General features: G+C 55.6%; 17 protein-coding genes. 7 read left to right on the forward strand and 10 right to left on the reverse strand.

The window, feature by feature from the left end; translation table 11 throughout:
* Window positions 1-85: 85 nt before the first annotated feature.
* From A8B84_RS20095 to A8B84_RS20130, 8 genes are all read right to left on the reverse strand, one after another.
* Entirely contained in the window at window positions 86-1,474 is a 1,389-nt protein-coding gene (locus tag A8B84_RS20095) for an AAA family ATPase (protein WP_064230262.1), read from the reverse strand.
* A 55-nt stretch (window positions 1,475-1,529) separates the two neighbouring features.
* Complete coding sequence (gene aroB / locus A8B84_RS20100) at window positions 1,530-2,624, reverse strand: 3-dehydroquinate synthase (RefSeq protein WP_064230263.1); 1,095 nt, start codon at window positions 2,622-2,624, stop codon at window positions 1,530-1,532.
* Window positions 2,617-3,183, reverse strand: coding sequence for a shikimate kinase AroK (gene aroK, locus A8B84_RS20105; protein WP_064230264.1), 567 nt, complete (start codon window positions 3,181-3,183; stop codon window positions 2,617-2,619). Before aroK ends, aroB begins: the two co-directional genes overlap by 8 nt.
* 136 nt (window positions 3,184-3,319) lie before the next feature.
* Window positions 3,320-5,386 (reverse strand): type IV pilus secretin PilQ, encoded by a 2,067-nt coding sequence (gene pilQ / locus A8B84_RS20110; protein ID WP_201257921.1) that lies wholly within the window; start codon window positions 5,384-5,386, stop codon window positions 3,320-3,322.
* 65 nt (window positions 5,387-5,451) lie between these two features.
* Entirely contained in the window at window positions 5,452-6,000 is a 549-nt protein-coding gene (locus tag A8B84_RS20115; protein WP_064230266.1) for a pilus assembly protein PilP, read from the reverse strand.
* Window positions 6,001-6,002: 2 nt separating this feature from the next.
* A complete protein-coding gene (locus tag A8B84_RS20120) occupies window positions 6,003-6,614 on the reverse strand; it encodes a type 4a pilus biogenesis protein PilO (RefSeq protein ID WP_064230267.1) in 612 nt (203 codons plus the stop codon).
* Window positions 6,614-7,177, reverse strand: coding sequence for a PilN domain-containing protein (locus A8B84_RS20125; protein ID WP_064230268.1), 564 nt, complete (start codon window positions 7,175-7,177; stop codon window positions 6,614-6,616). The genes A8B84_RS20120 and A8B84_RS20125 overlap by 1 nt, the downstream gene beginning before the upstream one ends.
* Window positions 7,177-8,238, reverse strand: coding sequence for a pilus assembly protein PilM (locus A8B84_RS20130; protein WP_064230269.1), 1,062 nt, complete (start codon window positions 8,236-8,238; stop codon window positions 7,177-7,179). The genes A8B84_RS20125 and A8B84_RS20130 overlap by 1 nt, the downstream gene beginning before the upstream one ends.
* A 195-nt stretch (window positions 8,239-8,433) precedes the next feature.
* Between A8B84_RS20130 and A8B84_RS20135 the strand changes: the two genes are divergently transcribed.
* On the forward strand, window positions 8,434-10,962 hold the full coding sequence (locus A8B84_RS20135) for a penicillin-binding protein 1A (protein WP_064230270.1): 2,529 nt from the start codon (window positions 8,434-8,436) through the stop codon (window positions 10,960-10,962).
* Between the two features lie 66 nt (window positions 10,963-11,028).
* On the opposite strand, the gene A8B84_RS20140 is transcribed toward A8B84_RS20135, so the two are convergent.
* Together A8B84_RS20140 and rpmE are read right to left on the reverse strand one after the other, a co-directional pair.
* Entirely contained in the window at window positions 11,029-12,294 is a 1,266-nt protein-coding gene (locus A8B84_RS20140; RefSeq protein WP_064230271.1) for a malic enzyme-like NAD(P)-binding protein, read from the reverse strand.
* Between the two features lie 215 nt (window positions 12,295-12,509).
* Window positions 12,510-12,731, reverse strand: a complete 222-nt coding sequence (rpmE, locus tag A8B84_RS20145) for a 50S ribosomal protein L31 (RefSeq protein ID WP_064230272.1) — start codon at window positions 12,729-12,731, stop codon at window positions 12,510-12,512.
* 265 nt (window positions 12,732-12,996) lie between these two features.
* Between rpmE and A8B84_RS20150 the strand changes: the two genes are divergently transcribed.
* The 6 genes from A8B84_RS20150 (at window position 12,997) to hslU (ending at window position 21,698) form a co-directional block, all read left to right on the forward strand.
* Complete coding sequence (locus tag A8B84_RS20150) at window positions 12,997-15,171, forward strand: primosomal protein N' (protein ID WP_138103209.1); 2,175 nt, start codon at window positions 12,997-12,999, stop codon at window positions 15,169-15,171.
* 197 nt (window positions 15,172-15,368) lie between these two features.
* Window positions 15,369-17,255: an Ig-like domain-containing protein gene (locus A8B84_RS20155; protein ID WP_064230274.1), complete on the forward strand. Its 1,887-nt coding sequence runs from the start codon at window positions 15,369-15,371 to the stop codon at window positions 17,253-17,255.
* 151 nt (window positions 17,256-17,406) lie between these two features.
* Window positions 17,407-19,092, forward strand: coding sequence for an arginine--tRNA ligase (gene argS / locus A8B84_RS20160; RefSeq protein WP_064230275.1), 1,686 nt, complete (start codon window positions 17,407-17,409; stop codon window positions 19,090-19,092).
* Window positions 19,093-19,097: 5 nt separating this feature from the next.
* The gene (locus A8B84_RS20165; protein ID WP_064230276.1) at window positions 19,098-19,736 is read left to right on the forward strand and encodes an SPOR domain-containing protein; all 639 of its coding nucleotides are present in this window, start codon (window positions 19,098-19,100) and stop codon (window positions 19,734-19,736) included.
* Between the two features lie 90 nt (window positions 19,737-19,826).
* Window positions 19,827-20,357 (forward strand): ATP-dependent protease subunit HslV, encoded by a 531-nt coding sequence (hslV, locus tag A8B84_RS20170; protein ID WP_008170810.1) that lies wholly within the window; start codon window positions 19,827-19,829, stop codon window positions 20,355-20,357.
* A 12-nt stretch (window positions 20,358-20,369) separates the two neighbouring features.
* Window positions 20,370-21,698, forward strand: a complete 1,329-nt coding sequence (hslU, locus tag A8B84_RS20175; RefSeq protein ID WP_064230277.1) for an HslU--HslV peptidase ATPase subunit — start codon at window positions 20,370-20,372, stop codon at window positions 21,696-21,698.
* Window positions 21,699-21,727 lie beyond the last annotated feature (29 nt).

Below are 21,727 nucleotides of genomic sequence, written 5' to 3' on the forward strand. Positions count from 1 at the left end.
GCGTGGAGTTATTGTGGGAAGCCGAAACCGGAATTACCAATCGACAAGGTTACGGAACAACAAGTTAGCGCCGGAAATGACGGCGTTATAAATTGTCGACCGGACGCACCCAGGGCGACCGGGAAGCCAGCTCTTCCGGCAAACCGGATGCTGCGGCATTCGCTGCCTCCCGGCTAGGGAACTCGCCATAGAATACCATAAACCAGGGCTGGCCCTGCCTTTCCCCTCGGGTATACACCAGATCGTCGAGCTCTGAATAGCTGGATATGACATTTAGTGCAGTCTGCTCCAGATTGCCGGCGACCAGCTGTACGGTCCAGCCTCCTCGCGCCCGAACCTGGTCGATGGCTGCAAAATGCTCCGGATCGGCCGGAGTGAACTCGGGCGCGGCTTCTGGCTCTGGCTCTGGCTCTGGCTCTGGCTCTGGCTCTGGCTGGACAGGGTCCGGCTCGGTTGCCGGCTCTGTCAACAGAGTTTCGGTCGCAATCGGTGGATCATCGGGAGCGGGCTCGATATCCCCGGTTTCCGGACCAATGGTAATGCTCTTTCTCACCGGCTCTGGCGCTTTCACAACCTCTTCGGCAACCGACTCATCATATTGGCGCGATACGAACCACCAGGAGCCCGCAAGCAGAACCAGGGCCAACGACGGCCACAGAAGCCTTATCCAGGGCACTTCACGGGATCGACCCGCACTCGGTGCCGACACCATGTCCAGCCAAACGCCTGGCGTTACACGCTTCAGCCTCGAAAAACTCCCCTGGCTCAATGCGTGCATTTTCGAAACCCGGGCCGGACTGAGAAGCTCGCCCGCCTTACCGCCGGCTGAATGAACCCTTGGCTCAAGATAGGCAAGAATTTCGTCTTTCGTCAGTGGCCGGAGATGTATCTGATGAACACTTGTGCTGGAATCATCCAGGCCCAGCATCTGAACCAGGTTATCAGTACCGGCAAATACAGGAACGGCTGAAGAGCCGCGCTCTGAAGCCAGGTACGCGGACAGAATCAGCCTGAGCAACTCCGTCGGCGCCCGGTCTGCATCGTCAATCAAAAGGACCATACGCTGCCCCTTTCGAACCCGGGATTCCGACCATCTGAAGAAGTGATAAACCAGATCTCGCGGGCTGTCTTCCGGTCCGAGGCTGGAACGAGCCACCGCTTTCAGGTCCCGGGCAAGCGCCTGGGCGCTGGTCAACGCTGCAGCAGGTATGCGGTGAAAATCAAGCCTGGACGACTCGCTGCGGACCAGTTCCGCTAAGATCCGGGTTTTGCCCGCACCGGCAGCACCGGTGAGTAGCAGGGCCATATCGCCAAAACCGCAAAGATGGCGTAACGCCTCCAGAGCATGATGACGCATCGCATCCGGAAAAAACGGAGTCTCCATCTCCAGGGGATTGGCACGGAGGCTATAACGTTGCTGAAGCCTGGGGAAAAGGCCGCCGCCATCAAGACTGTTCAAGCTTTCTTCAGTCACGGGTCTTCCTTGTTCGCTGGTCCGTTACCAGATTAATGAAGCCTTCTGGCCGGCATCATGTCGAGCTGCAAAAACGGGCAAACGTCAAAGCCAGGTTTTCAGGGCTTGCGTCGGATGTGACAACCGCATCGCCAACCGAGCGAAGCAGGACCAGCCTGAGCAGGCCGTCCACGTTTTTCTTGTCGACAGCCATCAAGCTCATAAAGTCATCTGCAGTCATTCCGACCGGAGGCTTATCAGGCAACCCGGCGCACAAGATAAGTCGGTTTATCCGGTCACAATCCTCACGGCTGATCATCCCCTCAAGAGCGGACAATTCAGCGGCCATGAGCATACCGGTTCCTACTGCCTCTCCGTGCAGCCAGTTGCCATAGCCCGCATAGGTTTCTATCGCATGCCCGAAGGTATGACCCAGATTCAGTATGGCCCTGAGACCACCTTCACGTTCGTCGAGGGCAACAACCTCTGCCTTGCACGCGCAGGACCGGAAGATAGCCTCTGCGAGCGCTTCCGGATTGAGGCTGACCAGAGAATCCATATGCTCCTCAAGCCAGGCAAGAAAGGCTTGGTCCCGAATCAGCCCATACTTGATGACTTCTGCCAGCCCCGCTGAAACCTCCCGAGCTGGCAAGGTCTGCAGGCTTGCGGTGTCTATCAATACCACCTGTGGCTGATGAAAAGCGCCAATCATATTCTTGCCAAGAGGGTGATTGATGCCGGTTTTGCCTCCGACAGAAGAGTCCACCTGGGAAAGCAGGGTAGTTGGAATCTGGATAAAAGGAACACCCCGCTGGTAGCAGGCGGCAGCAAAACCTGCCATATCACCAACGACACCGCCACCGAGTGCAACCAGAGTGGTTTTCCGGGTATGCCGCTGCTCGAGAAGACCATCAAAAATACTGTTAAGGGTCTGCCAGTCCTTGAACTTCTCGCCATCTGGAAGGGTGACGGTATCAACCCGCTTCCCCGGGAAACAGGCCTTCGCCCGGTCAAGATAGAGCGGTGCCACCGTCTCGTTGGTGACAATCATGACCTGTGCCCCGGACACGTAAGATGACAGATCCTGGGTACCGAGAAGATCTTCGCCGATAAAAATGGGATAGCTGCGTTCACCGAGCTCCACCGAGAGTTCGCGATACCGATCAGACATGATTACGACCTTCCTTCCGGACCTGCCTTTTATGACGTGGGGTTTTCGGGTTCAGCCGATTGACCAACTGACGAACGACAAGCCTCGGGCTTTTCCTGTCTGTGTACATGATTATGTCTGCCAGGCTCGAATAAAGCGGATCGCGGATCGAGAAAAGTTTCCGAAGAACCGCCTCCGGATCGTCGTTCTGAAGCAAGGGTCGATTTCGGTCTTTGCGCGTTCGCTCTACCTGTTGCTCTATCGACGTTTTCAGATAGATCACCATCGCATCCCTCTTCAGGATAGGATGGTTTTCCTGGCGCATGACCGCCCCGCCCCCTGTGGCCAGCACGGTGTTATCCTCGCGGGACAACTCATCCAGCATGGCCGTTTCCCGCAGACGAAAGCCATCCTCCCCCTCAACATCGAAAATCCACGGGATGTTGGCCCCGCATCGTTCTTCAATGATGCGATCAGAATCGAGAAAACGATAGCCGAGCTCTTTGGCGAGCATCCGGCCTATCGTGCTTTTCCCTGCTCCCATTGGGCCAACGAGGACAACGCGTTTCGGCAAAGACATAACTTCCGCTCAGTTTTGTTCAGGCGGGTGAGAATATCACAGGGCCGGTGATTGCATAAGTTCAGGACCCGACTCGAGCCTGTTTCAGGCACAAAAAAGCCGCCGGTTTTAAGCGGCGGCCTTTGAACTTCACCGGTTAGCGAAGTAGATCGTTCTTGATGATCTTGGGGGTGATGAAGATCAGCAACTCGCTGCGCTCATCGATGTGCTCGGTGCGCTTGAAGATACGACCCAGGTAAGGGATATCTCCAAGGAACGGCGTCTTGGTAGTCTGGGTCGCGACTTCCGACTGGAAGATACCGCCCAGAACGACCGTCTCGCCATTCCCAACCAGAACCTGCGTGGTGACTTCATTGGTATTGATCGAAGGAATACCGGCAGTCACCTCACCTCGGGAGTCCTGATTAACCACCAAGTCCATGATGATCTTGTCATCCGGAGTAATCTGCGGTGTTACTTCCAGAGAGAGCACGGCTTCCTTGAACGAAACCGACGTTGCACCACTTGAGGACGCTTCCTGATAGGGAATTTCCTCACCAGACTTGATGGACGCCGTCTGACGATCGGCAGTCACAACTCTCGGCTGGGAGACCACCTCGGCCTGACCGTCGCTCTCAAGAGCTGAGAGTTCCAGATCCACCAGGAAGTCGTCGCTGCCCCAACCGATAGCGAAGGATGACGCACCTTCACCTGTAACGCCAAGATCAACTGCCAGCGCTCCAGGGAAAGTAATAGTATTGTTTGTCCCGCCAGCGGCCTGCCGAGCCTCCTCAACCGCGCCCTGAGAGCCACCTATGGAGAAAACGTTGTCGCCGCTTACATCGTATGCTGCTCCACCCCAGCGAACACCCAGGTTCTCAGCCACATTAGTCTGAGCCCGAACAATACGGGCCTCAATAGATACCTGACGTACCGGCACATCCCATGTCGATACCAGGCGGCGAATTTCATCAAGCTTTTCCGCAGTTTCACGAACACTGATAGTGTTGGTGCGGACGTCAGAGGAGACAAAGCCGCGGTCAGAGATCAGCTCTTCGTCTTCCTTGATCAAGGCAACAATGTCAGCCGCCTTGGCGTAGTTGACCTGAATAATGTCCAGACGAACCGGAGCCAGTTCGGCAATTTGCTTGTTAGTTTCGAGCTCCAATTTCTCCCTCGCGGCTATCTCATCGGCAGGCGCTACCAGCAACACGTTACCGATCTGACGCTTATCAAGCCCTTTAGTCTTGAGAATCAGATCCAGCGCCTGATCCCAGGGAACGTTCTGAAGCCGCAGGGTAATGCTGCCGCCTACCGTATCACTGGCCACCAGGTTCAAGCCTGTGAAGTCTGCAATCAGCTGAAGAACCGAGCGAACTTCAATATCCTGGAAGTTCAGGGACAGCTTGTCGCCGGTGTACGGGAATTTCTCTTCCCTACGGGACTCCGCTTCTTCCTGACTCAGTTCCTCAACACTCACAGTAAACTGGCTACCAGACTGGTAGGCGATGTAGTCGTAATTGCCTTCGGGGGTGATCTCGACTACGGCATTGCCATCTTCCACAAAGGTGTCAATACGGGTCACCGGTGTTGCAAAGTCTGTAACATCGAGCCGGCGCCGCAGATCCGAGGGAACTTCAATATTATCCATTGTCAGGCGGATCTTGCCGGCGCGCTCTATCAGGTCCACCGGCGTGCTGGAGCTACCCAGATCAACAAGAACGCGACCTTCACCGTCCTTGCCCCTACGGAAATCCACACCGGCCAGAGCGTTGGCAGACATGGAGCCCGATGTTGAACTACTTTGAGACGCGGGAGCAGAGGAACTCGCGACAACGCCATCGGCCTGGCCGCCAATTGTCATGACCAGGGAGTTGCCCGAACGAACTGTGTCATAGGGGACCAGCTCGACCAGGTTGAATATCAGCCGGGTGCGGTCCTTGGTTTCCACCACGGTCATGCTCTGGGCGTTGCCTGATCCCAGAGGAACACTGCGACTTTCAAGACCACTGGTCGTGTCCCGAAGGTCCACCGCGATACGAGCAGGACGCTCAATGGTGTAACCGGAGGGTTCCGGCGGCGCTCCATCAAATTGCAGTGTAACTTCAAGCCGCTCGCCCGGTAGCGACGAAAACGACACGTCTTCCAGCGTGACCGCGTTGGCCAGGCCGGAGAACAACCCAAAAGCAATCACGCTGACGTATACATTGAGTTTTCTGAACATCGCTAGCCTCGACCCTAAACTTTTTTGTACGTGCATGTTTCTTTCAACTTTCATCCAGCCGCTCCTTAGCCTGCGCCCTCTTCCAGGGTCAGGGAGCGAGGACGCTCAACCCAGCCACCCCGGCCATTGGGAACGATTTCAATAAGCTCGATACGGGTTTCACTGACGCCCACAATGCGGCCGTAGTTCTGCCCCATGTAATTTCCGGTACGGACCCTATGGATTCCGCCGGTCTCATCTTCAATCAGGGCAAAAAGGTTACCCGATGCGCCCTGAAGTGTGCCGACCATTTCAAGCGTTTTCAGGTCAAAATTCTCAAGAACTTCTCTCGGTCTATCCATATCCGGTTCAACATCGCTGACCGGTTGCTGGTCCACCATGGTCAGTTGAACGTCGATGGGAGGTTCAAACGGCGCGCGGCGATCTGCTGCGGAATAGCTGAAAGCCTCGTAAGCTTTGAACTCCGGCAAGGGCTCAACATAGCCTCTCGGTTTCGCCCTCGTCTCGGCCATGAATTGATCAAGATCTGAGAATCCACTGCCCTGGGAACATGCTGTCAGGAGAGACACCAGACAAACACCCAGCCAGGCCTTTACCGCATGCTTTCCTGTCATGCTCATTCTCCAGCCCGGTAGCGGTAAGTACGAGCCACAACCTGCATATCAAGCCGTTCTCCGTCTCCGCCAGTTGGTTTTATGGTCAAGTCGTGCAGCGTCACAATCCGTGGCAGGCTCGCAACACTGCTGACGAAAGATGCCAACTCATGATACGAGCCAGACACACGAATGTTGATTGGCAGCTCGGAATAGAAGTCCCGGCGCTGCTCTGGCTGCAGCTTCACTTCCTGAAGTGCGAGGCCGTTGCCTAGAGCCGTGTTGGTTATATCTTCGAGCAGCCCAGGCACTTCTGTCTCACTCGGAAGTTGTCTTACCAGAGCGCCAAAGGTTTCTTCCATTTCAGCCATCTGGGCCTTAAAGACCTCAAGATTGGCTACCTGATAAGCTTTTTCCTCATATTTCTTGCGCAGTTCCTGCTCGGTGCGCTCCACCCGTTCAAGTTGGGCGTACTGATCCTTGATGAAGAACCAGTAACCACCTCCGGCGATAAGTCCAAAAATGATCAGTACGACGATCGCCTTGATTGGTGCAGGCCATATACCAGCGTTGTTAACGTCGAGATCGTTTATATCAAATTCATTAAGGCTTTTCAGAGAGTCCGCGAGGCTCATTACTCATCCTCCCCTTCGGGCTCGGGCGTTTTCTGTTTAACTGACAGGTTGAACTGGCTGTAACCGGCCCGGCGACTATCAGCAGCTGACACATTTGAGAGGTTGGGATCCGTAAACCACTCGGACTCCTCGAACTGACGCATGAGGGCCGAAACCCGGCTATTAGACTCAGCCATTCCAACAATATCAACACGCTCGCCTGACCGGGTCAGATCCGTGTAGAAGAGACCATCAGGCAGAGTTCTCACCAACTCATCGAAGACGCGTACAATAACCGGGCGCTTGCCCTGAAGATCCTGGATCACCTGCATCCGGGCAAGAAGCTCATCCCGCTTGCGCTTGAGATTCTCGATTTCCTTGATCTGCTGGTCCAGTTTCTTCGTGGCTGTCTCGATATAGGCGTTCCGGGATTGCTGGTAAGCAATCCGGCTGTCCATATCGGTCTTCCACAGGAAAACCAGGCCGCCGGCAATGATCGCGGCGCCAAGAATCATGACCACAAACTGCTTCTGTTTCTCGGCGCGAAGCTCCTCGCGCCACGGTCGAAGGTTAATCTTTGCCATCAGTCGAAGCTCCTCATTGCCAGGCCGCAGGCAATCATCAGGGAAGGCGCATCATTACCCAGTGCCGATGCGTTGACCCGTGACCCTACTGCCATGTCTGCAAAAGGATTCGCGACCATGGTCGGCGTTCCCGTCTTTTCTTCGACCATCTCCGTCAGCCCCTGAATCGAGGCAGTGCCTCCTGCCAGAACCACATAATCGACAGCATTGTACTGGCTGGCGCCAAAGAAGAACTGAAGTGCTCGGGCAACTTGCTGCACCACAGCCTCGCGGAACGGGGTCAGCACTTCAGACTCGTAGTCATCGGGCAGCCCGCCCTGCTTTTTGGCAAGGCCGGCCTCTTCCAGAGAAAGACCGTAGCGGCGCTGGATTTCCTCGGTCAGCTGCTTACCGCCAAATATCTGCTCACGGGTGTAGACGGTTTTTCCACCTGCCAGAACGCTCAGCGTGGTCATGGTTGCACCGATATCCACAATCGCCACTACCAGCTCCTCGCCCTGCGAGTCCAGCTGAGGCTCAATCAGAGCGTAGGCGCGCTCAAGGGCGTAAGCCTCAACGTCAACTACCTTGGTCGTCAGAGAAGCAATCTCGAGCGCATCTTCTCGAATATCGACGTTTTCCTTCCGGCACGCAGCCAAAAGCACATCTACCTGGTCGGGGTTGCTTTCAGAAGGTCCCTGAACTTCGAAATCGATAGCCACTTCATCCAGCGGGTATGGAATATACTGATCGGCCTCAAGGGCAATCTGGTCTTCCATTTCGAATTCGTTGAGACCTCCATCCATCTGGATGACCTTGGTAATAACCGCAGAGCCTGAGACCGCCACTGCAACCTGTTTAACGCCTGAGCGGGACTTGGAAGCAACTCGCTTCATCACTTCGCCCACGGCCTCAACGTCCGTAATATTCTTTTCCACTACGGCATTGGCCGGCAATGGCTCTACCGCGTAGCTCTCGACCTTATAGCGGTCGCCCTGCTTTGACAGCTCCAGAAGTTTGACCGAGCTGGAGCTTATATCCACGCCCAGCACTGCACTGGATTTCTTTCCTAATCCAAACACGCGCTCGCCCTATACCTGGTTAGATGCACCCGGTTACGTAACTTATGTGTTTTTTATTTAAGAGAATTTCTTCACCATTCCGTCTACAATGCCTGTTCTTCTTTAATTGAGAACTTTTGCGGCGGTGAGGAGACTCTTCCATCCTAAAGCAATTTCTCAAATGATAGACCTATATCCAACAGTTGTCAGAAAAAAATGTCTCATTTGTTGCGCACATCTCGCCTTTTTGCCTGGTTGTTTCTTACCGGACTGAGTGTCGCCGTTATCGTAACCTCAGGCTTTTATCTTTACCTTCGCCCTGGCCTTCCGCCGGTACACCAGCTTCTGGACATCAAGCTTCAGACGCCACTACGGGTCTATAGCAAAGACAACAGATTAATAGCAGAATTCGGTGAAAAGAGAAGGGCACCCATCACAATCGAACAGATCCCAACAATTCAGTTACAAGCCTTTATGGCGGCTGAAGACTCGCGTTTTTACGAGCACTTCGGGGTCGACATCAAAGGCCTGGCGCGGGCTGCAATCGAACTGGTCTCTACCGGCGAGATCCAGTCCGGAGGTAGTACCATCACAATGCAGGTTGCAAAAAATTACTTTTTGTCACGGGACCGAACCTTTATCCGGAAGTTCAACGAGATACTTCTGGCTCTTCAGATCGAACGTGAACTGGATAAAAACCGCATTCTCGAGCTCTATCTGAACAAGATCTATCTGGGCAATCGGGCCTACGGGATTGCCGCTGCCGCGCAGGTTTATTACAACAAGCCGGTATCAGAATTGTCACTGGCCCAGATGGCCATGCTCGCCGGCCTTCCCAAAGCGCCATCGGCGTTCAATCCCCTGGCCAACCCGGACCGTGCGATGATTCGCCGGAACTGGATTCTCGGGCGCATGCGAGATCTGGAATATATCACTTCGGATGCCCATGAGCTTGCGGTTTCAGCCCCCATTACCGCCAGTTATAACAGTACAGAAACGGAAGTCGACGCCGACTACGTTGCTGAAATGGCAAGATCTGAGATGGTTCGGCGATTTGGGGAAGACGCCTACACAGATGGCTACACCGTCACCCTTACAGTTGATGGCAAAAAGCAACAAGTTGCCACCGAAGCGCTGAGGAACGGCCTCGAAGCCTATGATCGACGCCACGGCTTCCGTGGCCCCGTCGGGCAGATCGACCAGGAAACACTCGCCAACAGCGAATTGTCCGACCTGATTCTGAATTACCCTCGGATCGAGTCCTTGCTGCCCGCAATCGTCAAGGATGTTGACGACGAATCTGGCGAAGTGAGTGTACACGCACGCCGCATCGGCTCCGCCGTCATGCCCTTTGAAACCATGACCTGGGCAAAGCGCTACAAGACCGAAAACCTCACTGGCCCGGAGCCCGAGAAACCTTCAGATGTTGTTTCGCCAGGCGATGTTATCTATGTGCGCGCCCAGGACCCGCTCCAGGCTTCCCCGGAAGCTGACACCAACGAGCAACAGCCACAGGTTGACGAGCCGGAGCAGCCCGCAGCAGTGAACGTCGCACTCGCCCAGATTCCGAGGGTGGAGGGCGCATTGATCTCACTGGAAGCCAAAACCGGAGCCATTGAGGCACTGACAGGGGGCTACAGCTTTGGTCAGAGCAAATACAACCGGGCCACTCAGGCACGGAGACAGCCAGGCTCAACCTTCAAGCCCTTCCTCTACCTGAGCGCCCTCGAAAGCGGCATGACGCCAGCCACTATTTATAATGATGCGCCAATCGTATTCGACGACTCCGAACTTGAGACCGCATGGCGGCCCCAGAACTCCTCCGGACAGTTTTATGGTCCGACCCGGCTTCGGGAAGCGCTCTATCGCTCACGCAACCTGGTTTCAATCCGGCTCCTGCGCGATCTGGGCATAGAGAAAACTCTCGACTACCTGGCGCAGCTGGAAATTCCGACCGAAAACATGCCCGACAACCTGTCGCTGTCGCTCGGAAGCGGCCAGCTTACCCCCATGGAACTGGCGAGAGGCATGGCCGTAATCGCCAACGGCGGTTATGACGTTGAACCTTACCTGATCGAGACCATCAGCAACTTCAACGGTGAGATCATCTACCAGGCCCCTGAAACCGTTCTGTGCGAGGAAAACTGCAATGAGCTTTCAGAACAAGCGACTTCAGATGAGAAAGAAAGCGACGTAGCTACGGCGGCGGATTCCTCCGAGAGCAACGACGAGTCGCCAGAAGTTCGCGTGATGCGCCGACTGGCAGACGAGCGCGCCGTCTTCATTCTGCACTCGATGATGCAGGATGTAATTCGCCGCGGCACAGGCAGACGAGCACTGGCACTGGGCCGGGATGACATTGCCGGTAAAACCGGTACCACGAACGAGCAGAAAGACACCTGGTTCGCTGGCTTCAATCATGAAGTGGCCACAACCACCTGGGTAGGATTCGACCAACCGGCACCGCTTGGCAGACGTGAGTTCGGCGCCAGCACCGCGCTACCCATCTGGCTGGACTACATGGAAGTAGCTCTCGAAGGAGCACCCTCCTCCCTTATGCCTCGTCCCAACGGCATCGTAAATATCCGGATCAACCCAGAGACCGGACAGCGGGCAAGGCCCGGTGAAGACGGCGTATTTGAGGTCTTCCGCGAAGAAGACGCGCCACCACCGCTGACATCAGAAACCGAGAACGATGGTAACGGCGGTTCCGAGGAAGACGACCTCTCACGAAGAATCTTCTGACACCCTGGACAGGCACAAAAAAACCGGCGGGATCACCGCCGGTTTTTTATCACCCTGAACGACAGATCAGATAATGTCGTCCATGGACTTGAGCGGGTAGTGCGCAGGGTATGCATTACGGGCAACCCCGGAATCCACCGCAGCGCGGGCAACCGCCGCGGGCACCACTTCAAGCAAGCGGACATCCATCGGCTTGGGAATGATGTACTCTTTCCCGAACTCGAAGCTATCCACGCCATACGCCTCACAGATCTCCTGGGGCACAGGCTCTTTCGCCAGCTCGCGGATTGCATTGACAGCCGCCACCTTCATTTCCTCATTGATAGCGGTGGCACGTACGTCCAACGCTCCACGGAAAATGAACGGGAAGCCCAACACGTTGTTAACCTGGTTCGGATAATCAGAACGACCGGTGGCCATGATCAGATCATCGCGGGTTGCCAGGGCAACTTCCGGACTGATCTCCGGATCGGGGTTGGAGCAGGCAAATACGATAGGCTTCGGAGCCATTTTCTTCAGCTGGTCAGCGGTCAGCAGATCCGGACCAGACAGACCCAGGAATACATCCGCGCCATCAATAGCATCATCCAGAGTGCGCTTGTCAGTATCGTTGGCAAACATCGCCTTATACTGGTTCAGATCATCACGACCAGAATGGATCACACCCTTGCGGTCGAGCATGAAGATGTTCTCAGAGCGAATACCGCAGCTGATCAGCAACTTCATGCAGGCAATAGCGGCGGCACCGGCACCCAGGCACACCACCTTCGCCTCTTCAATCTTTTTACCCTGCAGCTCAAGGGCATTGATCATGCCGGCCGCAGTTACGATAGCAGTACCATGCTGGTCATCGTGGAAGATCGGCACGTTGCACTTCTCAATAAGAGCACGCTCAATCTCAAAGCACTCGGGCGCCTTGATGTCTTCCAGGTTGATTCCACCAAAGGTGTCTGCAATACGCTCAACTGTTTCAATAAACGCCTGCGGGCTTTCGGAATTGACTTCAATATCGAAGACATCAATTCCGGCAAAGCGCTTGAACAGTACGCCCTTGCCTTCCATAACCGGCTTGCTTGCCAGCGGACCCAGGTTACCCAGACCAAGAATCGCGGAACCATCAGAGATAACAGCCACCAGGTTGCCCTTGGCGGTGTATTTGTATGCGTTCTCCGGGTCCTTTGCGATCTCGCGGACCGGTTCGGCAACCCCGGGGCTATACGCCAGGGAAAGGTCGCGGGAAGTCTTGGTTGGCTTGGTGATTTCAACACTCAGCTTACCAGGCCGCGGCTTGGCGTGATATTCAAGGGCTGCTTCTTTCAGATCTTGAGACATTGCCACTGTTCCGTTTGTCACGTTTAAAGGTAATGAACCGCCGGAGCTTGCCCAGCGGAGCGCGCCATTATGGCCCGCCAGACCCGAAACGACAAGTGGGCCATGAACATTTTGTGAACAGTCAATAGTGCTAATTGCGTATGTATCTTATGAATACACTATGAATTTCGGACACAAAAAAAGCGCCCGAAGGCGCTTTCCCGAATCCACTGCGATCAGTCTTTCTTGCCGCCAATACGGCCACCGAAACGCTTCTGGAAACGGTCGATACGACCACCGGTATCCATAACTTTCTGCTTGCCGGTGTAGAAAGGGTGGCACTGCGAACAAACATCCAGCTGCAGATCATGTGTGTAGGTAGAACGGGTCTTGAATGTGTTACCGCAGGAACAGGTGGCGGTAATTTCTTCGTACTTGGGGTGGATACCTTCTTTCATGGCGAACCTCGTTAGGTCATGCCGCTACCTGATCGCGGGGTATCTTGATTACCCAGGCGCCAGGCACCGCATGTTTGAATCAATTGAGAAGACGGGGCACAATCATGCCCTGCCGGAAACAGACCGCGAATCTTACTTGCAATTATTGCTGCAGGCAAGCACCACACCTGACTTCCGGACTCGCCCTCCCCGGATTTCGCGGCAGGCCGCCGACTGAAACAGGATAAGGAAAAACCGTGACACCCGTCATCCAGTGGAGCACTCAGTGCCATTGATTGCACGCATCGCCCTGAATCGTCCTCTGCGTCGACTCTTTGATTACATCATTCCAGAAGACCTCGAATTGGCGCCGGGTCAGAGAGTGCGGATCCCCTTCGGCCGGCAGCAGGCAACGGGCCTGGTTGTAGAGGTCGGCGTTGAGCCGCCTCCGGGAATAAAGCTCAAGCCGCTGTCATCGGTTATGGAGGACTGGCCCGCATTACCGCAAGAAACGTTCAAACTTCTCAGCTGGGCCAGCGACTATTATCAACACCCCTTGGGCGAATGCCTGTTCACTGCCCTACCCCCGGCTCTCAGACGAGGGCGAATCGCCGAAGAAAAAACGGAACATTGGTGGCGTGCACTCGACGACGCAGCAACACTTCCTGCAAACGCCTATAAACAGAAGGCGCTTTTCGATTGGCTAAGCCAGCACTCCAGGGGTGCCCCGACAAAGGATATTCTGCAGGCCGGTTTCGCCCGGGCACAGCTCAACGCACTGCACGAGAAGCAACTGATTGAGGCCGTTTCGCCGCCCCGGACGAATTCACGCGGTGAGGAACCTGAGCTTCTTGCTCGCAGACCGGAATTGTCCACGGCCCAGGCTTCAGCCGCAGAAGAGCTGGCTGCTCCAGGCGAAGGGTTTGGTGCCTTTCTCTTATACGGCATCACCGGCAGCGGAAAAACCGAGATCTACCTACACTATCTGAAACAACACCTCGGCGCCCAGGATCAGGCCCTGGTACTGGTTCCAGAGATCAATCTTACGCCGCAAACGGTTGCCCGATTCCAACACTACTTCGGCAGCCGGATTGTAGTGTGGCACTCAGCGCTTAACGACGGTGAGCGCCTGACAACCTGGCTGAAAGTCCGCAACGGTGAACCGGTTATCCTGGTAGGCACCCGATCGGCTGTTTTACTGCCCTTCACCAACTTGCGCACCATCATTGTCGATGAGGAACACGACAGCTCATACAAACAGGGCGAAGGTTTCCGTTATTCCGGCCGCGACCTGGCTGTCTATCGCGCGCACCTGAACAACTGCCCCGTCATCCTCGGGTCGGCGACTCCGTCACTGGAATCCGTGCACAACGCCGAGCAGGCCAAATATCACCTGGTGAAACTTGAAGAACGTGCCGGCAATGCGGCGCCACCAATCATCAGTCTGCTGGATATACGAAGTCGCCCACTGGAAGGCGGCCTGTCACGGCCCGCCCTGAATGCCATCGAGCAAGCCCTGGCCAGAGGTGAGCAGGCACTCGTCTTTGTCAATCGTCGCGGATTTGCCCCGATCATGATGTGCTTCGACTGCGGCCACATGGTTGAGTGCCCCCGTTGCGACACGCGGCTGACCTACCACCGCCGGGACCGGGCAATGCGATGCCACCACTGCGACTACCAGACGGCAGCTACAGAACACTGCCCGAAGTGCCAAAGCGAGGCCTTCAAACCTGTTGGACAGGGCACAGAAAGAACAGAAGATATTCTCGCCAACGCTTTCCCGGATACGCCGGTTGTGCGAGTGGATCGCGACAGCACACAGCGCAAAGGCAGCATCCAGGGCATTCTGAAGCAGGTGAACAGTGGAAAGCCGTGCGTGCTTGTCGGCACCCAGATGTTAGCCAAGGGGCACGACTTCCCCAACGTTACCCTCGTGGTGGTGGTCAACGCCGACGGCGGACTGTTCAGCGTGGACTTCCGGGCACCCGAACAACTGATTCAGACCCTTCTGCAGGTCAGCGGCCGCGCCGGCCGCGGCACAAAACCCGGCAAAGTTCTGGTGCAAACCTGCCACAGTGACCACCCGTTACTGAAAACGCTCTGCGAAGGCCAGTATCTCGATATCGCCGATCAACTTCTCAAAGAACGGGAAGAAGGACAATTCCCGCCATTCCGCGCCATGGCCATCTTCAGGGCTGAGGCCGACACCATGGAAAAGAGCCTGCAGGTGCTGGATACAATAAAGCCTCTTACCAATACCACAGGCATCGAAACCTGGGGCCCACTGCCAGCCATGATTGCCCGACGCGCCGACAAGCACCGGGCACAACTCATCCTCAACGCCCGCAACCGGAAAAAGCTGAACAGCTTGCTGACCGGAATTTGCCAGGAACTGGACCAGAGAAAGCTGCCTGCCGGGGTGAAATGGATGATTGATGTTGATCCTCAGGAAACGGGCTAACGATCAGTAGATCTGGATGCATATGCAGGTTACAAAGTTTTTCATAAATGAATACTAATCATCATTGCGCGGCAATATCCTGTGCTATGATTTTCAGCAAACTAAATACCAATCTTGTGAAAATACCTGAGCTTGCCGTTCTTGTTTGGGAATGTGCATAAAAGCTTTCGCTGTAAACGGAAACTGGAGAAAAAATAATGTCAGGGAAACTATTTGCACGAGTTACAGCCCTGTTGCTGACCCTCGTGCTTGCTGCGTGCGGAGGAGATAGTGGATCGAGCTCACTATCGGGTGTCGGTGGCAGTGGTACAAGCGAACCAGGCGATACCACTGAAACGGCTTCTGTAGGCACTATCCAATTGATTAATGAATCACCCCAGATCGCTACTGACGGGTCAGACAGTTCTTCGATTACTGCAATCATAAAGGACACTGATGGTCGAGTAATGCCGGACATAAACGTTGGCTTTGCTGCCGATAACGCCGGCACTGTCTTGGTCCAAACAGCAGTTACAGGTGCTAACGGCCAAGCATCAGCTCAGGTTTCCGCTGGCAACGATCCAAGGAACCGCACGATCACTGTGACCGTGACTGCCGGCGACGTATCAAGAACAACATCTATCTCCGCGACGGGAACGTCGATTTCAATAACAGGGCCCTCTTCCATCGTTGCTGGCGCATCGGCTACCTATACTGCTCGGCTTGTCGATGCAGATAACGACCCGATTGTCGGAGAAACGATTGACGTATCAACGGAGCTTGGAAATCAGATTTCAAATGCGGCAACCTTCGCAACCGCCCTTGATGGCACTGTAACGTTCGACCTAGTCGCACAGTCCGGAGGATCAGAGGCAATAACCGTCTCAGCCTATAGCGGCGAGAGCCTTGTATCTGCGGAAAGAGCAGTTACCATCTCACCAGATCAATTCAGCTTCACTTCCCCAACTGCAAATACCGAAATCGAGTTGAATGCCACGCAGACCCTGGAAGTAGAGTGGCTTTCCAGTGGGGTAGCCGTTGCAGATGGTTCCAGCGTGGTTTTTGAGACAACCCGAGGAGTCTTCACTCAAAGCAGCTCTAGCACAGCCACTGTGACGACCACTGGAGGCATTGCCACCGTGGATATTTCATCTACCAATGTCGGCCCAGCATCTGTTACCGCACGCAGTGAAGCGGCAGGCGGGCCGTCAGCACAAAGAACTTTTGAGTTCGTATCTACAACTCCAACGCAGCTTAATCTGCAAGCAGACAAGACACAAATCGGCCAAAATGAATCTGCAGTAATTCTGGCTACAGTGCGTGATGCGAACAACAACCTGGTCAAGAACGCTACCGTAAACTTCACCCTAGACGACGTAACTGGCGGTTCACTCTCCGCAGGCTCAGGCGAAACCAATAGCCAAGGTCAGACGCAAGTAACCTATACGTCCAGCTCAGTTTCCAGCTCTTTAAATGGTGTAACCATTTTCGCTACAGTTCCTAATACGGCGATATCAGAGAGTCTATCTTTGACAGTAGGAGGGCAAGCCCTGCGGATAAATATTGGCACCGGAAACGAGATCGTTGAGTCCGGGCTAACCCTGTACAAGCAGCCGTGGACGGCAATTGTCACGGACGCAAACGGCAACGCATCCGCTAATCGGTCAGTACAGGTCAGCGTTGTCCCAGTGCGCTATTTCAAGGGGTTCTATGTCAAACCGACTTCCAGTGACCCTTGGGTCGCGTCATACACGGTTGCTGACGGCTGCGTGTCTGAAGACATCAATAATAACGGCATCCTTGACGCCTCAGACAATGACGAGAATGGCAATGGAGCTCTAGAACCTGACCCCTCAGCAACCGTACCTATGAGCCTGACAACCGGCGCTGATGGAACCGTTACGTTCGATCTCACCTATCTTAAAAGTGAATGTTCATGGATTGAAGTGGACCTAATTGCCACCACCAGTGTTCAGGGCACCGAATCCCAGGCTAGACAGCGATTTACTCTGTCCTGCACTGCGGACGACCTGGATTCGCCTGCACCTCCGGGGGGTGGCGATAGCCCGTATGGTACAGCCACATCCTGCGCCAATCCTGAATAGAACATTCTGAGCAGAAAACGGAGAGGCGACCAGGCCTCTCCGCTTTTCATGTTTGAGTAAAAAACACCTTTCCGCGATAATAACTGCCTTCTGTTTTCAGCGGGCCCCTGCCCCAAATCCAATTCTCCTGTAAACCGAGTCATCTGACAGCATGAAAGAGACCGTTTCCGATCTGCTCCAGTCTGCACTGGCAGCACTCCAAGCCGATGGCACTTTGCCTGCGGACCAGTCCTTCACTCCACAGGTGGGCAGTACCAAGGACAAGTCCCACGGCGACTATGCCTGCAACATTGCCCTGGTTGCCTCAAAAGCTGCCGGTTGCCCGCCTCGCAAACTGGCGGAGGCGCTGATCGAGAAGCTGCCGCAGAGCAAAGCAGTGGAGAAAGTGGAGATTGCCGGGCCCGGCTTCATCAACTTCTTTATGAGCACGGCCAGTGCTTTTGAAGTGGTCAACACCATACTGGATGAAGGCGACCGTTTCGGCCGCAACAACCAGGGCCAGGGTGAAAAAGTTCAGGTGGAGTTTGTTTCGGCCAACCCTACAGGCCCTCTCCACGTTGGCCACGGCCGTGGCGCGGCGATTGGCGACTGCCTTTGCCGGCTGCTGGAAGCAAACGGCTACGATGTGACCCGGGAGTTCTACTACAATGACGCTGGGGCTCAGATTGACAACCTGGCGCGCTCGGTTCAGGCGCGGGTGAAAGGTCTGACGCCGGATGACGAGAGCTGGCCGGCGGACGGTTACCGGGGCGACTACATCGTTGATGTCGCCAAGGCCTACCTTGCTGGCGACACCGTCACCGCAGACGATCGGGAAGTGACCGCCAAGGCGGACCCGGAAGACCGTGACGCCATCCGCGAATTCGCCGTCGCCTACCTGCGCCGGGAGCAGGACCTGGATCTGAAAGCCTTCGGCGTTCAGTTTGATGTCTATTTCCTGGAATCCTCCCTGTACGAGGACGGCAAGGTTGAAGCCACGGTCAAACGCCTGCAGGAAAATGGCTACACCTACGAGCAGGATGGCGCCATGTGGCTGAAAACCACCGAGTTCGGCGACGACAAGGATCGGGTCATGCGCAAGAAGGACGGTGGCTACACCTACTTCCTGCCGGATGTCGCCTATCACCTGGACAAGTGGCAACGGGGCTTTACCACCGTTATCAACGAACAGGGTGCCGACCACCACTCTACCGTTACCCGCGTTCGCGCCGGCTTGCAGGCGCTGAATGCCGGTATTCCGGAAGGCTGGCCGGACTACGTGCTGCACCAGATGGTGATGGTGACCCGCTCCGGCCAGGAGGTGAAAATCTCCAAACGCGCCGGCAGCTACGTGACCGTCCGGGACCTGATTGATGAGGTTGGCCGCGACGCGACCCGTTTCTTCCTGGCCGCGCGCCGGGTGGATTCCCAGTTGACCTTCGATATCGATCTGGCTCGCTCCCAGACCAATGAAAACCCGGTTTATTACGTGCAGTATGCCCATGCGCGCATCTGCAGCGTGCTTCGAAAACTGGCCGAGGAAGGTGTAGAGCGCGGCCGCAACGAATGCATCGGCGACCTCTCACTGTTAACGCTTGACGAGGAAAAGGATCTGGCCAACCAGTTGACCAAGTATCCGGAGCTCATTGCCAATTCCGCCGCGCAACGTGAACCGCACCACCTCACGCACTACCTGCGGGACCTGGCGGGCCAGTTCCATACGTATTACAACGCCCATAAGGTATTGATTGAAGATACCGCCGTTCGTGATGCCAGGGTCAGCCTTTACCTTGCCATCAGGCAGGTTATCGCCAACGGTCTGGACTTGCTGGGCGTCAGCGCACCGGAAGAGATGTAAGACGAATGTCCCGAGATTACGCCCGGAAGGACAGGCCTGCCAAAGCGTCAGCCACTTCGCGCAAAAAGCCTGCGAAACAGGCGAAGCCGAAGGCTGCCCGGCCCAAGCCTGCAGCCAGCGCTCGCTCCCAGCACGGCGGCCTGTCGCTCAAGTGGATACTGTCCCTGGCTGCGGTGGGTGGTTTTATCGGGTTTATCGTCTACCTGAACTCCTTGCCAACGAGTCCGGGTTCGCAGCAACAACCGGTCACTGAAAAGCCGGCCCAGAAACCTGCGAAGACGCCCACAGAGACCGCCAAGGAAGAAGACAAACCCGGGTTCCGCTTCTACGAGATGCTGCCGGAATCGGAGGTGGTGCCACCGAAAGTCGAAGAATACACACCCGGACCGACACAAACGGATTTCAATTATCTGCTTCAGTCCGGCTCCTTCCGCAGCAAAGAGGACGCCGAACGACAGCGGGCCCAGATTGCCTTCCAGGGTTTGCGGGCAAGTACCCAGAGAATTGACCTGGACAACGGTTCGGTCTGGTACCGCGTCAACGTTGGCCCCTTCACCTCCCGAAGCCAGATGAACTCCGCCATCGACAAACTGGTTTCCCTGAATATCCAGCCACTGGTCCGGAAGATCCCCAAGGAAGGCTGATCTTTCGGGCCTGGTGCGAACACCTTGAATTCGCACCATAAGCCTCCATAACAACGGGATACCAATTTCAATCAGGCAATTGGAGCCCAAATGACTACCATTCTTTCCGTCAGGCGCGATGACGAAGTTGCCATGGGTGGCGACGGCCAGGTTTCCCTGGGCAACACCGTAATGAAAGGCAATGCCCGAAAGGTTCGCCGCCTGTATAACGGCCAAGTGATCGCCGGTTTTGCAGGCGGCACCGCGGATGCTTTCACCCTGTTTGAGCGATTCGAAGCCCAGCTTGAGAAACACCAGGGCAACCTCACCAGAGCCGCAGTGGAATTGGCGAAAGACTGGCGCACAGACCGAGCCCTACGCAGGCTCGAGGCCTTATTGGCTGTAGCGGACAAGACTGCCTCGCTGATCATCACCGGCAACGGCGATGTGATAGAGCCGGAACAGGGCCTGATTGCCATCGGTTCGGGCGGCCCCTTTGCCCAGGCTTCGGCCCGCGCTCTGCTGGAAAATACCGATCTGTCCGCCCACGAGATAGTCGAGAAAGGTCTGGATATCGCCGCCGACATCTGTATCTACACCAATCACAATCGCACCCTTGAAGTGCTCTCCAAAAACGACTGATCCGGAGCGACCATGTCTGCAATGACTCCCCGTGAGATTGTCCACGAGCTCAACAAACACATCGTGGGCCAGGAAGAAGCCAAGCGGGCGGTGGCCATCGCCCTGAGAAATCGCTGGCGCCGGATGCAGCTGGACAGCAGCCTGCGCGAAGAGATCACACCCAAGAACATCCTGATGATCGGCCCTACGGGTGTGGGTAAAACCGAGATCGCCCGGCGCCTCGCCAAATTGGCCGACGCACCGTTTCTGAAAGTAGAAGCCACGAAATTCACGGAAGTCGGTTATGTCGGCCGTGACGTGGAATCCATTATCCGCGATCTGGCGGATATGGCCGTCAAAATGCTGCGCGAAGCAGAGATGAAACGCCACGAAGAACGGGCACTGGATGCTGCGGAAGAGCGTATTCTGGACGCACTGATTCCGCCGCCCCGAGATTTTGGTGAGGACAGCCAGCGCACCTCCGATTCATCCACGCGCCAACTGTTCCGGAAGAAACTCCGGGAAGGCGAGCTGGATGACAAGGAGATCGAGATTGACCTTCGCAACTCCAGCGCCGGGGTGGAAATCATGGCCCCTCCAGGCATGGAAGAGATGACCAACCAGCTACAGAGCATGTTCTCAAACCTGTCTTCCGACAAGCGCAAGACCCGGAAGATGAAGGTTGCGGACGCACTCAAGCGCGCCAAAGAAGAAGAGGCTGCCAAGCTGGTCAACGAAGAAGAGATCAAGCAGAAAGCCATCCAGGCGGTGGAGCAGAATGGCATCGTATTCGTGGATGAGATCGACAAGGTGGCCAAGCGGTCCGAGAACACCTCGTCAGATGTTTCCCGCGAGGGCGTCCAGCGCGACCTGCTCCCGTTGATCGAGGGCAGCACCGTGAGCACGAAATACGGCTCTGTGCGCACCGATCATATTCTGTTTATTGCCTCCGGCGCGTTCCATCTGTCCAAGCCCTCGGATCTCATTCCGGAGCTGCAGGGCCGCTTGCCGATCCGCGTTGAGCTTCAGGCACTGACACCCGAGGACTTCAAGCGCATCCTGACCGAACCCGATGCCTCCCTGGTCCAGCAATACGAAGCACTGATGCTGACCGAAGGCGTAAAACTGACCTTCCGGGAAGATGCCATTGCGCGCATTGCCGAGGTTGCCTGGAAGGTGAACGAAAGCACTGAAAACATCGGTGCCCGTAGGCTGCATACCGTCCTTGAGCGGTTGCTTGAAACCCTGTCCTTTGATGCCGGCGACAAGGTTACCGATGGCTTCGAGGTAACCGCTGAATACGTGGATGAAAAACTTGGAGAGTTGTCCGAAGACGAGGATCTGAGCCGGTATATCCTGTAAGCGTGAACGAGGGGTCAGGTGAAAAGCTC

The sequence above is a fragment of the Marinobacter sp. EhC06 genome, from assembly GCF_001650915.1.
GTDB lineage: Bacteria > Pseudomonadota > Gammaproteobacteria > Pseudomonadales > Oleiphilaceae > Marinobacter.